Below are 14,632 nucleotides of genomic sequence, written 5' to 3'. Positions count from 1 at the left end.
AGGTGTCGCGTGATAATGACTCTTCCCTGAACGGAACAATCGAAAGCGAATACCATGGCCTATGAGACGATCAACGTCGAAGTGCAGGACCACGTTTGCCAAATTAAACTGAACCGGCCCGAAGCGTTGAACGCGCTCAACTCCGAGCTTTTGAGTGAACTTTGCACCGCCCTGGAAGAGGCCGATGCCAGCGACAAGGTGCGCTGCATTATCCTGACCGGATCGGAAAAGGCCTTTGCCGCCGGCGCCGATATCAAGGAGATGTCGGAACAGAGCTTTACCGAGGTTTTCTCGAACAATCTGTTTGCCGATGTGAACGACCGTATCAGCGCGATCCGCAAGCCGATCATCGCAGCTGTGGCCGGCTACGCACTGGGCGGCGGCTGTGAGCTGGCCATGCTCTGCGATTTCATCATTGCGGCAGATACTGCCAAATTCGGTCAGCCCGAGATCAATCTGGGCGTGATCGCCGGCATTGGTGGCACCCAGCGCCTGACTCGTTTTGTGGGCAAATCCAAATCCATGGATATGAACCTGACCGGTCGTTTCATGACCGCCGAGGAGGCAGAGCGCGCCGGGCTTGTCTCTCGCGTGGTGCCCGCCAAGAAACTGCTGGATGAGGCGACGGCCGCTGCCCACAAGATTGCGGAGAAATCCCTGCTGACGGCGATGGCCGTGAAAGAAGCGGTGAACCGCAGCTACGAGCTGCCGCTGAACGAAGGCCTGCTGTTCGAACGTCGTGTGTTCCACTCGATGTTTGCCACCGAAGATCAGAAAGAGGGCATGGCTGCCTTTCTTGAAAAACGCGAAGCCCAGTTCCGCGACAAGTGACCGACAGCATCGAATGAATGAAAACGGCAGGCCCTGGGCCTGCCTTTTTCTTGCTTAACCTTATGCAGAATGACTGCGCGTGTCCGTGCAGATGCGGATATTCCGACAGCCACTCACCAGCGCGGACGAGGTGGCTTGCATTCCGTCGGTTTTGACGCTACTACCCGCCGCCATACATGCGCGTGCAGCCCGCTTGGCTAGAATCACACCGGTGGATCGGATCCGGGTTCGGCTGGCATTGCGCCTATTGAAAACACGAAACCAAAGTTAGGTCCTACACCATGGCAAATTCGCCTCAGGCAAAAAAGCGCGCCCGTCAGAACGAGAAACGCTTTGCTGTCAACAAAGCCCGTCGTTCGCGCATCCGTACCTTCCTTCGCAAAGCTGAAGAAGCTATCGCATCCGGCGACAAAGAGGCAGCCGCCGCAGCCGTGCGCGCAGCTCAGCCCGAGCTGATGCGTGGCGTGACCAAAGGCGTCTACCACAAGAACACAGCAGCGCGGAAAATCTCCCGCCTGACAGCGCGCGTCAAAGCGCTGGGCTAATCGGGTCTTTCGTAGGCGCCTGCTGATTCCATCGCACCCGCGTTCAGCCGCCCCTCGACAAGCCGGAAAAAACACAAAGGCGTCGCGTTCAGCGGCGCCTTTTGCATTTTGGTCACAGCTGGTGCGGTGGTTGCGGGCGCAGGGGATTCTTTGTCCCCAATCCCTGAGTCAACATCATAGTTTCGTTGCTGCCACCCCTCCCGAATTGCTACCACTGTTACAGCGATTCACTCGCTGGGGGGACAGGCTGCTCGCGGTATCCTTGATGGGACTCAAGGAGGCTGATTGTGCTGGTACACAGGTATTTGATACACCGTGCACCACGCTCCTGCTGTGTTTCTGGATCTATCCAGACGGCGGGCCTGTTCCAATTGTGTATGTATTTGGTTCGACCATTCGACCGCTGCAAAGCGACTTGCCGGTTGATGTAGACGCGATCCTGAACTTTGCCTTCTGCAAGGCAGTGCTGCCCAAACTATGGGTCAGTACACACATCCGTTGTGCGTGAACGTCGTCTGGGATTGGGCCAGACTGGGGATGAAACAAGAGGCCAAATAAGGGCCGATGCTATTGGGACGCGTGAGGCGCAGAATGACGGAAGATAACTGGGGACGGTTGAGACAGCGTTTGTTGAAAACCGTGGGGCAAAACAACTTTACAACTTGGATCGAACCTCTGGAGTTTACCCGTGTTGATAATGGCGTTGCCATCTTCAACGTGCCGACGAACTTCATGGGCAACTACGTCAGCCAGAACTTTGCTGACCTGATTCTGCATGAGCTGAACATGTCGGGCGAACCGGTCCAGCGCCTGGCTTTCAGGGTTGCGGCCAATACGACGGCGCGACCGGCTGCCACTGCGACCAAGGGCGCTGCCGATGATCTGCCGCTGGACCTGGATGACGAGGCGCTGACCGAACTGCCGCGCGCCCGTGCTGCCACAGGTTACGCAGCCAAGGATCAGGGCGACACGCTGCAGGCTGCGCCTTTGGATCCGCGCTTTACCTTCGACAGCTTTGTCGTCGGCAAGCCGAACGAGCTGGCCCATGCCGCCGCTCGCCGCGTCGCCGATGGCGGTCCTGTTACTTTCAACCCGCTGGTGCTTTATGGTGGCGTTGGTCTGGGTAAAACGCACCTGATGCACGCGATTGCATGGGAACTGACAGCGCGAAATCCAGAGTTGAATGTGCTCTATCTGTCGGCAGAACAGTTCATGTATCGTTTCGTGCAGGCCCTGCGCGAACGCAAGATGATGGACTTTAAACATCTGTTCCGCTCGGTGGACGTGCTGATGGTCGATGACGTCCAGTTCATCGCCGGCAAGGACAGCACGCAGGAAGAATTCTTCCACACGTTCAACGCGCTGGTTGACCAGAACAAGCAAATCATCATTTCCGCCGACCGCGCCCCGGGTGAGATCAAGGATCTTGAGGATCGTGTCCGGTCGCGTCTGCAATGTGGTCTGGTCGTTGACCTGCATCCGACCGACTACGAGCTGCGTCTGGGCATTCTGCAGTCCAAAGTGGCGCAGCAGATGCAGACCTATCCGGATCTGCGCATCGCCGACGGCGTGCTGGAGTTCCTGGCGCATCGTATCTCGACCAACGTGCGTGTTCTCGAAGGTGCGCTGACACGTCTCTTCGCCTTTGCCTCCCTCGTCGGTCGTGAGATCGACATGGAGCTCACCCAGGATTGTCTGGCCGATGTTCTGCGCGCCTCCGAGCGCAAAATCACGGTCGAAGAGATTCAGCGCAAGGTCTCCGAGTATTACAACATCCGCATGTCCGATATCATCGGCCCCAAGCGTCTGCGTTCCTATGCGCGCCCGCGTCAGGTGGCGATGTATCTGTGCAAGCAGCTGACCAGTCGCAGCCTGCCGGAAATCGGTCGGCGCTTTGGTGGTCGCGATCACACCACGGTCATGCACGGTGTGCGCCGCATCGAAGAGCTGAAGACAATCGACGGCCAGATCGCCGAAGATGTCGAAATGCTGCGCCGCTCTCTGGAGGCGTAAGACACTCCTGTTGTTCTGGCAGATCGCGCGTTGATCATCGCCCCAGGCGGTAAACCCAATAGTCCCGCAATGACCCCGGCCCGTCCGGGGTCTTTTGCCCTCCGGGTCAGGACAGCTGGGCGCGCGCGGCGGCGGGTGAAACCGGCAAACCATGCCAGAGCGCCACGTTTATCGGGGATAAATCGAGCCCGGGGTGATCCGCCCTTGACGCTGCGGGCAATCCCTTGGACAAATCCATAAAAAGCCTTGTGCCGAAGGGGTAAAGCGTTACGTTGCTTCTCCCGGCCAGACGTTAGAGGACTTAGGGACATGAAGATCAGCATCGAACGCGGCACCCTGTTGAAAGCTGTGGCTCAGGCCCAGTCTGTGGTTGAGCGTCGCAATACCATTCCGATCCTGGCAAATGTGCTGATTGAAGCGGAAGGGGACATCGTTCAGTTCCGTGCGACCGATCTGGATATCGAGGTGGTCGACAAGGCCCCGGCCCAGGTCGAGCGGGCAGGCGCCACCACCGTGGCCGCCACCACGCTGCATGAAATCGTGCGCAAACTACCGGATGGCGCTCTGGTCACACTCACAGCCGATGCCGCAAGCGGCCGTCTCACGGTTGAGGCAGGCCGATCAAATTTCTCACTGGCGACGCTGCCGCGTGAAGATTTCCCGGTCATGGCTTCTTCGGAATATCATTCCAATTTCACGGCCAACGCTGCAGTGTTGCGTCGGCTGTTCGACAAGTCGAAATTCGCCATCTCCACCGAGGAAACCCGCTATTATCTGAACGGCGTCTATATGCATGTGGCGGATGGGGTCGAAGGCGGCAAGGCGCTGCGCTGTGTGGCTACCGATGGCCACCGCCTGGCGCGTATCGACGCCAATCTGCCGATGGGGGCAGAGGATATGCCCGGCGTGATCGTACCGCGCAAGACGGTGGGCGAGCTGCGCAAGCTGCTGGATGACGACGAAATGGATATCGCGGTTTCGGTGTCCGAGACCAAGGTCCGGTTTGCCACGCCCAGCATTACCCTGACATCAAAGGTGATCGACGGAACCTTCCCCGATTACACACGCGTCATTCCGGCAGGCAATACGCGCCGTCTGGAAGTGGACGCGGCGGAGTTTGCCCGCGCTGTTGACCGGGTTGCTACGGTTTCCTCGGAGCGGTCGCGTGCGGTGAAGCTGCAACTGGATGAGGATCGGCTGATCCTGTCCGTCAATGCACCGGACAGCGGCGCTGCCGAGGAAGAACTGGCCGTGGCCTATCGCGATGAACGGCTGGAAATCGGGTTCAACGCCAAATACCTGCTGGAGATCGCCAATCAGGTTGATCGTGAAAATGCGGTGTTCATGTTCAACTCCTCCGGCGATCCGACCCTGATGCGCGAAGGCAGCGACGAAAGCGCCGTTTATGTCGTGATGCCGATGCGTGTTTGACGTGGCCGATGGCACGGCCTGCTCTCCTGGCGGCTGAGCCGCCCGCCGCAACGGGCGATTTGAGTATTTTTGGAAAGATGACATCGGATCCCGCCCCATGCTGGCGCTGACTGAGCTGACACTGTCGCACTTCCGCTCGCATCTGCGGGCGGATTTGCATTTGGACGGGCGCCCGGTTGCCATCCATGGTGCCAATGGTGCCGGTAAGACCAATATTCTTGAGGCTGTCTCGCTGTTTTCGCCGGGACGGGGCCTGCGGCGGGCCAGTGCCGCCGATATGGCGCGGCGGCCGGAGGAGCTGGGATGGAAGCTGAAAGGGCAGCTGACCGTTGCGCGCCGGAGCTACGAGGTCGAGACCTGGTCCGAGGGTGGGAGGGCGCGACAGGTCAAGATCGACAACAAATCTGCCAGCCAGATTGACCTCGGCCAGATCTGCCGGGTGGTCTGGCTGATTCCTGCGATGGACCGGTTGTGGATCGAGGCCGCCGAAGGGCGCCGCCGGTTTCTGGACCGGATCGTGCTCAGCTTTGATCCCGGCCACGCCGAGGCGACGCTGCTCTATGAAAAGGCGATGCGTGAACGCAACCGCCTGCTGAAGGAACAGATCCGCGACCCCGCCTGGTACCGGGTTCTGGAAACACAGATGGCTGAGAGCGGGCATCGCATACATGCAGCGCGCACCGCGGCGGTCGATCGGCTACGTATGGCGCAACAGGCTGCAGAGACGGCTTTTCCTGCGGCGGAACTGGAGTTGATCCAGTCCGACGGCGGTTTGCCGGACAATGCGTCGGATCTGCGCGAGGCGTTTGAGGAAGGGCGATTCCGTGATCTGGCAGCGGGGCGGACCTTGCTCGGACCTCATCGCACCGATCTGCTGGGCACCTATGAGGCGAAGGCGCTGCCCGCGCGCGAATGTTCGACGGGCGAGCAGAAGGCGTTGCTGGTATCGCTGATCCTCGCCAACGCACGCGCGCTCATTGCAGAAGGCGGCGCGCCTCCTATTCTGCTGCTGGATGAGGTTTCGGCGCATCTGGATGTGGGACGCCGCGCAGCGCTCTATCAGGAAATCGTCCTGCTCGGGGCGCAGGCCTGGATGACTGGCACCGGCCCTGAATTGTTTGAAGAATTTGAGGGGAAGGCGCAGATGCTTGCCGTAGAGGAAGGCGCCATGGGCTCCGAGGTGGTGGCGGGATGAGCATCTCTGTCTGGGATCTGATGCTTTATGCGGGTGGGCTATTCGTTCTGTTCCTGACGCCGGGTCCGGTTTGGCTGGCAGTGATTGCACGGGCCATGTCGGGCGGGTTCCAGGCGGTCTGGCCGCTGGCCCTGGGCGTGGCCTGCGGCGATATTCTGTGGCCGCTGGTTGCAGTGGCGGGCGTGTCGTGGATTGTGTCTGAGATTGCCGGGCTGATGGAGCTGCTGCGCTGGGTCGCAAGCGCGATGTTTCTGGTTATGGGGGGTATGTTGTTGCGACATGCAGATGCCCGGATCGAAAGCGACAGCGCCCTGACCCGTCCGGGGCTCTGGGCCGGATTTATCGCCGGCATCGCCGTCATTCTGGGCAACCCAAAGGCGATCCTGTTCTACATGGGCGTCCTGCCGGGGTTCTTTGACCTGCGCGCTGTGACGTGGCTCGATATCCTTGCCATTGTGGTGCTGTCGTTCCTGGTGCCATTGGTGGGGAATCTATGTGTGGCCGCTCTGGTGCACCGGGTGCGCTGGCACATCACATCCCCGCCGACGCTGCGCCGGATCAATATCGTGTCGGGCTGCCTGCTGATCGGTGTCGGCTGTCTTATTCCCTTTGTCTGATCAGTTCCGCCCTGCGTTGCTCACTGCTGTGGGGCCAGCCAGGGTGTGAGATACAGCAGCAGATCCTCGCGGAAGCTGCTGGGCGTATCATGCGCTGCACAGAATGACAGGGCGAGCACATGGTTGAGGAACGCCTGCATCCCCTCGGCCAGGACATTTGCGGGCTGATCCTGGCGCAGGGCGCCGCTGGCTTGCAGCTCTGCCACCCATCCCGACCACAAAGAGATCTGGCGGAAGAAACTCTGGGTGATCACCGCATCGGTTTCGGTGCCGGTGGTGCCTGAGTAGCGCAGCAGCAGATCGAAAATCACCCGATCCTGCGCCACGAACTGAACCACCGGCAACAGACGATCAATCAGCGCGTCCAGAGTGTCGGGGGTAGGGAGGGCTTCGGTTTCGTCGAGCACGGCCATTATGCGCGGGCCGATTAATGCGGCGAGCAGACCGTTCTTGTCGCCGAAATGCGAAAACAGCGTGCCCTTTGCAACGCCGGCCTCAGCCACGACATCCTCGACCCTCAGCCCGCTGTAGCCAGCGGTGAGGATCTGCGCGTCGGCGACCTCCAACAGGCGGGCGCGGGTTTCCAATCGACGTTGCTGCGGAGGGCGGGACATGGCGACCTTTCATAGAATTTGACCGTGGTCATTTTATATATTGACCACGGTCAGTTTTTGAATAAATTGACCTCAGTCAGTTTTAGGATTCAGAGGTTCTCATGTCCACGCGAAAAATCATTATCCTCAATGGTCACCCGGCGCCCAGCTCACTGTCGCAATCGCTCTGCCAGGCCTATCAGGCCGCAGCTGAGGGAGAGGGGCACGCGGTCCGGTATCACGATTTGTCCGCGATGCGCTTCGACATGGACTATGGCCAGGCGGGGTATCAGAATGTGAAACCTCTGGAGCCGGATCTGGCAGCATTTCTGACCGATCTCGAATGGGCCGATCACGTTGTGATGGCGACCCCGATGTGGTGGGGGGCCGTTCCGGCAAAGCTGAAGGGCGTTTTTGACCGGGCGCTATTGCCGGGGCGGGCCTTTGACACGCGAAACGTCAACTTCATGGGCGTACCCGCACCGATGTTGACCGGCAAAACCGCGAGGGTGCTGCTCACTTCGGATACGCCCGCTCTATGGCTGCGGCTGATCTACGGCAATGCCATCAGGCGGATTATCAGCAGTCAGATCCTGGGGTTTGTGGGCATCAAGCCGACCCGGTTCTCTTCCTTTGCCCCGGCCACGGACGCCTCTGAAGGGACCGTAAATTCCTGGCTGCGCAAGGTTGCGTCTCTGGGCGCCAGAGCGGCTTGATTCAACCAAGAAAAAAAGGGGCTTGCGCGTGACATTCCCGGCCAGACTTCGTATAAAATCCTGAAGCAAAGACAGGAAGATGTGAATGTCCGGAAACGAGCAGGCCCCCGCAGAATATGGCGCGGATTCCATCAAGGTTCTCAAAGGGTTGGAGGCGGTTCGCAAACGTCCCGGCATGTATATCGGGGACACCGATGATGGCTCTGGGTTGCACCATATGGTGTATGAGGTCGTCGACAACGGCATCGATGAAGCCCTGGCCGGTCACGCGGACCGGGTGGTTGTGAAAATTCACGCCGATTCCAGTGTTTCGGTGCACGACAACGGGCGCGGTATCCCGGTCGATATTCATGCTGAGGAAGGCGTCTCAGCCGCTGAAGTCATCATGACGCAGCTACATGCCGGTGGTAAGTTTGACAGCAACTCCTACAAGGTGTCTGGCGGCTTGCACGGTGTGGGCGTGTCTGTGGTGAATGCGCTCTCCGATTGGCTGGAGCTGCGTATCTGGCGAAACGGCAAGGAGCATGTCGCCCGGTTTGAGCGGGGCGATACCGCGGAACATCTTAAGGTGGTCGGCGACTGCGGGGATCAGACCGGGACCGAGGTCCGTTTTCTGGCCTCGACAGATACCTTCTCCAACCTGGAATACTCCTTTGAAATGCTGGAAAAGCGCCTGCGCGAACTGGCCTTCCTGAACTCTGGCGTGCGGATTGTCCTGATTGACGAGCGTCCGGCCGAACGGCTGGAAGTGGAGCTGTTCTATGAGGGGGGCGTCAAGGAATTCGTCAAATATCTCGATCGGTCAAAATCCCCTGTTATGGAGGCGCCGATCTATATCACCGGTGACCGGGATGATATCGGGGTCGAGGTCGCCATGTGGTGGAACGACAGCTACCACGAAACCGTGCTGCCGTTTACCAACAATATTCCACAGCGCGATGGCGGGACCCATGTTGCGGGTTTCCGTGGCGCCTTGACCCGGACCATCAACAACTATGCGCAGTCGTCCGGCATCGCCAAGAAGGAAAAGGTCTCCTTTACCGGCGATGATGCCCGCGAAGGGCTGACCTGCGTCTTGTCGGTCAAGGTGCCGGATCCGAAATTCTCCAGCCAGACCAAGGACAAGCTGGTCTCCTCAGAAGTGCGGCCCGTGGTTGAAAGCCTCGTCAATGAGAAGCTTGCCGAATGGTTCGAAGAAAACCCAAATCAGGCCAAGCAGATCGTCGGCAAGATCATCGAAGCCGCCCTCGCGCGGGAGGCTGCCCGAAAGGCCCGTGAACTGACTCGCCGCAAGACCGCGATGGATGTCAATTATCTGGCAGGCAAGCTCAAGGACTGCTCAGAGAAAGATCCCGCCAAAAGCGAAGTCTTCCTGGTCGAGGGTGACTCGGCCGGCGGTTCCGCCCAGACCGGCCGGGACCGGATGACACAGGCAATTCTGCCCCTCCGCGGCAAGATTCTGAACGTCGAACGCGCACGGTTTGACCGGATGCTGGGCAGTCAGGAAATCGGCAACCTCGTTATGGCGCTTGGTACCGGCATCGGGCGCGATGAATTCAACATCGAGAAACTGCGTTACCATAAGATCGTCATCATGACGGATGCTGACGTTGACGGCGCCCACATCCGCACGCTGCTGCTCACCTTCTTCTATCGTCAGATGCCCGAGCTGATCGAGGGCGGGTATCTCTATATCGCCCAACCGCCGCTCTATAAGGTGTCGCGCGGCAAATCCGAGGTCTATCTCAAGGATCAGGCTGCGCTGGATGAATATCTGATCAATCAGGGTGTCGACGGCGCGGTTCTGAAACTGGGCAGCGGCGAGGAGCTGGTGGGTCAGGATCTGGCCCGTGTGGTTGATGAGGCGCGCCAGCTGAAGCGCGTTCTGGATGCCTTCCCGACGCATTATCCGCGCCATATCCTTGAGCAGGCGGCAGTCGCCGGTGCCTTTGTACCCGGCGCCGTTGATGCCGATCTTCAGGGAGTCGCCGACAAGGTTGCGCAGCGTCTTGACCTGATTGCGCTGGAATATGAACGCGGCTGGCGTGGCCGTATCACTCAGGATAACGGTATTCGCCTGTCGCGTATCCTGCGCGGCGTCGAAGAGCTCAGGACACTGGACGGTCCGATGCTGCGCTCTGGTGAGGCACGGAAAACAGGGAGCTTTACCAACAGCCTGCAAGAGATCTACGGCTCAACTGCCACGCTTGTGCGGCGTGACCGCAGCCAGGCCATCCACGGCCCGCTCGGTCTGCTGAAGGCGATCCTCGATGAGGGTGAAAAAGGTCTGGCGCTACAGCGTTACAAAGGCTTGGGAGAAATGAACCCGGATCAGCTGTGGGAAACCACGCTGGACCCCGACGCGCGCACCCTGTTGCAGGTGCGGGTTGAGGATATGGTCGAAGCGGATGATCTCTTTACCAAGCTGATGGGCGACGTCGTGGAACCTCGCCGCGAATTTATCCAGAAAAACGCGCTCAGCGTGGAAAACCTGGATTTCTGATCGCATTTAGAGATCCGATAGCGCGGCGGGTTTACCCTCGACGCGCGTTCCATTCTTCGGACTTTGATGCCCCGCAGGTCACTGCGGGGCATCTTCCAGTTGACAGGCTGGATGCTCGGGCCGCGCGGTTCACGCTGACAGGAGTGCCCTTTGAGCCCCCAGGTCCACCCTGACCGAGGAGTCATTGTTGCGGCTATTGAGTGCAGGCAGTTCGCACCTAGCCATTCAGGTTTGCTTTCGACAGGCGCAAGCCGCAGGGGCGTTCATCTTATGATTGCATATCTGAGAGGCTGCGATCATCGCTACTCCTCCGCGCCGACGCCTTTCATGCGGTCAGAGGTCTGCCTATCGCTCGGGGCAGCATGTAGCGGAAGCGATGCGCTTTACTCTCTATATGGGCGGGTTCATCGCAAGTTCTGTGGAAGTTTACCATTCTACCGCAGAATGTTGACGCAGAATCGCTCGAAGGTTAAGAATCGGTTAACAAAACGCGGCTGGACCGCGATTTTCGGAGCAGCCGGGGGTAGTTTGAGCCGATGTTGAGCTTAAAGAAAGACAGTGTAACAAGTTCCGAGGCCGCAGAGACCGGTGATCGGTCTGCCCGCACGGTCAGGATTGATGGTGTGATTACCTCTAGCAACAGCGCGCTTCGCTCGCCCCAGACGGGAAAAACCCGCAACACGGCAAATATTGCCGCAGTGTCTTCGGTCGCCACGGGTCAGGCCCCATCAGGCGGTGCTGCCAGCTCGACCGCCAAACCGGGCACGCACGGAAACCATGCGGCAAAGCCAAAGGTAAGAGGGCTTGGCACCGGGATGTCCCCGATTGCGAAACTTGGCGCCGCTGCGGCTGTTCTGGCGCTTTTTGCCGTTGGCCTGGCCGTGTTGCAGTTTGGATCTGATGACGTGGCAGAGCCTGCGGCTGCCAAGCCGCGTGTCGCCCAGCTGCTGACCCCGCAGGCATTGGCCGGGCTTGATCCCACTGCGACATCTGCCGAACGTGCCGCCGCCGAAGAGCTGCTGACAGCAGCTGTTGAAACGGCGGCCCCCCTCAGCGCCGAGGATGCGTTGGTTGTGCAGATGACTGCCGGGACACTGGCGGCGCTGCGCCGTGGCAGCCAGACCGCCGCTGCCGCACAACCGGCGGCCCCGGCTCCCGCCGCATCACAGGCGCACACGGCCCTTTATAGTATGGTACTGCGTGCCGTTGGGCAGGGCCAATCGCCCGCCTATATCGACCAGATGGTGAATGATGCCTATCGCAGCCAGTCGATCACGGTCCCCGCAGCTTTGATAGGGGCCGATGGGCGCGTTGACACGGCAACCATCCTGGCGCTGTTCGTCGGCCAGTAATACCGGCGCAAGGCGCCCGCGATTCCCGGTTTTCTGCATTGGCCGCAACGGATGCTTTGCAGAGATGCCTGCTTTCCACAAATCACGAGACAAAGAGGCGGCGCCCATCAGTGGCGCGGGACGCCCAGCTAAACCCAAGAGGGACAAGATGAGAAAACACCTGATCGCGGCGCTGTGTTGCGTCGCAGGCCTGCTGGCCAAACCCGTGGCGGCGGAAACCTGCGGCGGCACATATAAGGTGCGCCCCGGCGATAGCCTGTCGCTGATTGCCGACCGGCTTTACAAGGATGTGGGCATGTGGAGCGCAATCCATAGCCGCAATATCGACGCCATCGGCCCGCGCCCAGACGCGATCCGCGTCGGGATGGAATTGACCATGGCCTGCCTGAACGGGCTGCCCACCGGATTGCCCGGCGGCAAAGCGGTGGCGGATGCACAGCCCGTCGTCGCGGCGCCGGTCAGGGTGAAGCCCGGTACCGCCGCCGTGCGCAGCAAGATCAACCTGCTGACCGGCGACGACTATGCGCCTTTTACCTCCAAGACGGCACATAACGGCGGGTTGATCACCGAGGTGGTGAATGCAGCGATGACCGATGCGGCACCTGCGCAGGGGTTTGCGATCCACTGGGTGGATGACTGGGCGTCCCATTTCGACCCACTGCTGTCGAACGCGCTGCTGGACCTCGGCTTTCCCTGGTACCGCCCGGATTGCGATACCATGCCGGAGAGCTATCGCTGCGTGAACTTCCTGTTCTCGGACCCGATGTTCGAAACACTGATGCTGCTGTTCGTGGATAAGTCACGCCCCTTCACCTTTGAGAGTGACGCCGATATCGAGGGCAAGACCCTGTGCCGCCCGGCTGGTTATCTGACCTTCGATCTGGATGGCTATGGTCGCCGCTGGATGGAAGACAAGAAAATCACTCTGAAGCAGCCGCATAAGGTGGCCGACTGCTTCGAGATGGTCGCCCGGGGAGAGGCAGACGCCGTCGCGATCAACGAATTCACCGGGCGCAGCGTGATGAAGGAAAATGACCTGCTGGACCAGTTCGATGTGCTGCCGCTGCCCCTGTCCGTGCTGGGGATCCATGTGGTGGTTCACAAAACCCACCCGCAAGCTGACGATATGCTGTCGATGATCAACACAGGCCTGCGCAATATTCGCGGCAATGGTCAGTATCAGGCCATCATCGAAGACCACATGGCCAGGATCTGGGCCGGCTTCTGAGGGAGGGCGCCATGCTGAGACATCTTTCAACACTGGCGGTCGCATTGGTGATGGCCACAGGGCTTGCGCCCGGCGCGGCCCATGCCATCTGCAACGTCGATTACCGGGTTCAGCCCGGCGATACGCTCTTCTCGATTGCCGAAACCCACTATAATGACCGCAGCCGCTGGACGCTGATTTATTACAGCAACCAGCATGTGCTCGCAGGACCCAGCGTCATCCCGGGCAAGACCCTGCATATCCCTTGCGCGCAGCAGGCCTCAGAACCCGATGCCACACCTCTGCGTAAGGATGATGCCGAAATGAAGCTTCTGACCGGTGGCGGTTTTGCGCCTTTCACCGATCAGGCGCTGCCCGGACAGGGCATGGTCACCGAACTGGTGAACGCGGCGCTGGAGCTGACCCCGGCACCGGTCTCCTATTCCATCACCTGGGAGCAGGACTGGTCAAAGCATCTGTTCCCGATGCTGGATGAAAAGCAGTTCGACATGGGTTTTCCCTGGCTGAAACCGGATTGTTCGGCGACGCCTGACGACAAGCGGTGTGTGAACTTTCATTTTTCGGAACCGCTGATGACCATTCCGATCATGGTCTTTGTGCGGGCGGATGCACCCTTTGCCTTCGACAGCGACGCCGACATGCTTGGCAAGAGGCTCTGCCGCCCCGAAGGCTACTACACTCATGATCTGGAACGCAGCGACCGCAAGTGGTTGAGCAGCGGTCAGGTCACTCTTGTGCAGGCGGCTGATCCTGGTGCCTGTTTCCGCAAACTGATGGCGCGCGAGGTGGATGCCGTCTCGCTGAACCTGTTCCTCGGGGCCAATACGCTGATTGCCGAAGGGCTGCGCGATCAGGTGATCCCGCTGGAGCGTCCACTGTCAGAAGAAGGGCTGCATGTGGTGATCTCGAAACGCCATTGGCGTGGCACCTCCCATCTGTACCGCATCAATGCGGGGCTGAAGGCGCTCAAGGCGGATGGCCGCTTCCAGGAAATCGTTTCACGTCATCTCGAGCTGTTCTGGGCTCAACTGCAATAATCGGCGGATGCTGTCGGCGGGTTATGCCTGCCGCCTCGCAGAGGCCTCCCGCCCGAATTGGAAAGAGCTCCCAATTCCGTTGGGCCAAGCGCCGCGTCCCCTGCCGGGGGCGCGGCGTGCGCATATTGAGGGGACAGCATATTGTGCTGTCCGTGTTCCGCTGGACTGCAAGGACTGTGCCTTTCGACCCGGCTGCGTGGCTCACACATCTGACGCATATAGTAGACACATATGACGAACGGGCTGCGGCAGGCACCGATAGGCAGGGGGAAGTCTATCCAGGTGGCTCGATATGTCCGACCCTCATCTGCGCGGCGGACTTACCCCGCGCGGCCATGTACCCTCATCGAGCGGCGCATCACCCCTTACTTCTGGATTTTGCCTCGGGTCCTCCTGAAACCGTCTGAGGTTCACGGTGTTAGGTGTGATTCACGGGTTTTGGGTGTTCTGGGGTGTGGATATGTTGGGTGAGTCTGTGGGTAAGTGGCTTATGGGGGTTTCTGTGGGTGTGGTCTGGCGGTTTTCTGCGGGATTTCGGGTCAGGTCTGCTGACTTTGTTTCCATGTAAGCT

12 protein-coding genes are annotated in these 14,632 nt (G+C 59.7%); 11 read left to right on the top strand and 1 reads right to left on the bottom strand.

Annotation, left to right across the window (positions count from 1 at the left end):
- The first annotated feature begins 54 nt into the window (after positions 1–54).
- The 6 genes from VXL81_RS02285 to VXL81_RS02260 all read left to right on the top strand — a co-directional run bounded on the left by VXL81_RS02285 (position 55) and on the right by VXL81_RS02260 (position 6,632).
- The gene (locus VXL81_RS02285) at positions 55–831 is read left to right on the top strand and encodes an enoyl-CoA hydratase (protein WP_340547231.1); all 777 of its coding nucleotides are present in this window, start codon (positions 55–57) and stop codon (positions 829–831) included.
- Positions 832–1,112: 281 nt separating this feature from the next.
- On the top strand, positions 1,113–1,376 hold the full coding sequence (gene rpsT / locus VXL81_RS02280; RefSeq protein ID WP_340547232.1) for a 30S ribosomal protein S20: 264 nt from the start codon (positions 1,113–1,115) through the stop codon (positions 1,374–1,376).
- Between the two features lie 591 nt (positions 1,377–1,967).
- Complete coding sequence (gene dnaA / locus VXL81_RS02275) at positions 1,968–3,389, top strand: chromosomal replication initiator protein DnaA (RefSeq protein ID WP_416552781.1); 1,422 nt, start codon at positions 1,968–1,970, stop codon at positions 3,387–3,389.
- Between the two features lie 309 nt (positions 3,390–3,698).
- Complete coding sequence (gene dnaN / locus VXL81_RS02270; protein WP_340547234.1) at positions 3,699–4,820, top strand: DNA polymerase III subunit beta; 1,122 nt, start codon at positions 3,699–3,701, stop codon at positions 4,818–4,820.
- Between the two features lie 97 nt (positions 4,821–4,917).
- Positions 4,918–6,015 (top strand): DNA replication/repair protein RecF, encoded by a 1,098-nt coding sequence (recF, locus tag VXL81_RS02265; protein ID WP_416552779.1) that lies wholly within the window; start codon positions 4,918–4,920, stop codon positions 6,013–6,015.
- Positions 6,012–6,632: a LysE family translocator gene (locus VXL81_RS02260; RefSeq protein ID WP_340547236.1), complete on the top strand. Its 621-nt coding sequence runs from the start codon at positions 6,012–6,014 to the stop codon at positions 6,630–6,632. Before recF ends, VXL81_RS02260 begins: the two co-directional genes overlap by 4 nt.
- A 20-nt stretch (positions 6,633–6,652) precedes the next feature.
- On the opposite strand, the gene VXL81_RS02255 is transcribed toward VXL81_RS02260, so the two are convergent.
- Positions 6,653–7,246, bottom strand: coding sequence for a TetR/AcrR family transcriptional regulator (locus VXL81_RS02255; RefSeq protein WP_340547237.1), 594 nt, complete (start codon positions 7,244–7,246; stop codon positions 6,653–6,655).
- Positions 7,247–7,347: 101 nt separating this feature from the next.
- Here VXL81_RS02255 and VXL81_RS02250 point away from each other — a divergent pair, with 101 nt between their 5' ends.
- The 5 genes from VXL81_RS02250 (at position 7,348) to VXL81_RS02230 (ending at position 14,061) form a co-directional block, all read left to right on the top strand.
- The gene (locus VXL81_RS02250; protein WP_416552777.1) at positions 7,348–7,941 is read left to right on the top strand and encodes an NAD(P)H-dependent oxidoreductase; all 594 of its coding nucleotides are present in this window, start codon (positions 7,348–7,350) and stop codon (positions 7,939–7,941) included.
- An 85-nt stretch (positions 7,942–8,026) separates the two neighbouring features.
- Positions 8,027–10,444 (top strand): DNA topoisomerase (ATP-hydrolyzing) subunit B, encoded by a 2,418-nt coding sequence (gene gyrB, locus VXL81_RS02245; protein ID WP_416552775.1) that lies wholly within the window; start codon positions 8,027–8,029, stop codon positions 10,442–10,444.
- A gap of 815 nt (positions 10,445–11,259) precedes the next feature.
- Positions 11,260–11,796, top strand: coding sequence for a hypothetical protein (locus VXL81_RS02240; protein WP_416552773.1), 537 nt, complete (start codon positions 11,260–11,262; stop codon positions 11,794–11,796).
- 148 nt (positions 11,797–11,944) lie between these two features.
- Positions 11,945–13,024 (top strand): transporter substrate-binding domain-containing protein, encoded by a 1,080-nt coding sequence (locus VXL81_RS02235; protein WP_340547241.1) that lies wholly within the window; start codon positions 11,945–11,947, stop codon positions 13,022–13,024.
- Between the two features lie 11 nt (positions 13,025–13,035).
- Positions 13,036–14,061, top strand: a complete 1,026-nt coding sequence (locus VXL81_RS02230; RefSeq protein ID WP_416534280.1) for a transporter substrate-binding domain-containing protein — start codon at positions 13,036–13,038, stop codon at positions 14,059–14,061.
- Positions 14,062–14,632: the final 571 nt, after the last annotated feature.

Origin of the sequence: Phaeobacter sp. JH204B (assembly GCF_048055755.1) — a bacterium.
Classification (GTDB): domain Bacteria; phylum Pseudomonadota; class Alphaproteobacteria; order Rhodobacterales; family Rhodobacteraceae; genus Phaeobacter; species Phaeobacter bryozoorum.
Note: the sequence above shows the minus strand (reverse complement) of the source record. Positions and strands in the feature narration are given on the sequence as shown.

Coding starts and splice junctions, on each gene's coding strand:
- VXL81_RS02285 (WP_340547231.1), top strand. CDS start 55: ATGGCCTATGAGACGATCAACGTCGAAGTGCAGGACCACGTTTGCCAA.
- rpsT (WP_340547232.1), top strand. CDS start 1,113: ATGGCAAATTCGCCTCAGGCAAAAAAGCGCGCCCGTCAGAACGAGAAA.
- dnaA (WP_416552781.1), top strand. CDS start 1,968: ATGACGGAAGATAACTGGGGACGGTTGAGACAGCGTTTGTTGAAAACC.
- dnaN (WP_340547234.1), top strand. CDS start 3,699: ATGAAGATCAGCATCGAACGCGGCACCCTGTTGAAAGCTGTGGCTCAG.
- recF (WP_416552779.1), top strand. CDS start 4,918: ATGCTGGCGCTGACTGAGCTGACACTGTCGCACTTCCGCTCGCATCTG.
- VXL81_RS02260 (WP_340547236.1), top strand. CDS start 6,012: ATGAGCATCTCTGTCTGGGATCTGATGCTTTATGCGGGTGGGCTATTC.
- VXL81_RS02255 (WP_340547237.1), bottom strand. CDS start 7,246: ATGTCCCGCCCTCCGCAGCAACGTCGATTGGAAACCCGCGCCCGCCTG.
- VXL81_RS02250 (WP_416552777.1), top strand. CDS start 7,348: ATGTCCACGCGAAAAATCATTATCCTCAATGGTCACCCGGCGCCCAGC.
- gyrB (WP_416552775.1), top strand. CDS start 8,027: ATGTCCGGAAACGAGCAGGCCCCCGCAGAATATGGCGCGGATTCCATC.
- VXL81_RS02240 (WP_416552773.1), top strand. CDS start 11,260: ATGTCCCCGATTGCGAAACTTGGCGCCGCTGCGGCTGTTCTGGCGCTT.
- VXL81_RS02235 (WP_340547241.1), top strand. CDS start 11,945: ATGAGAAAACACCTGATCGCGGCGCTGTGTTGCGTCGCAGGCCTGCTG.
- VXL81_RS02230 (WP_416534280.1), top strand. CDS start 13,036: ATGCTGAGACATCTTTCAACACTGGCGGTCGCATTGGTGATGGCCACA.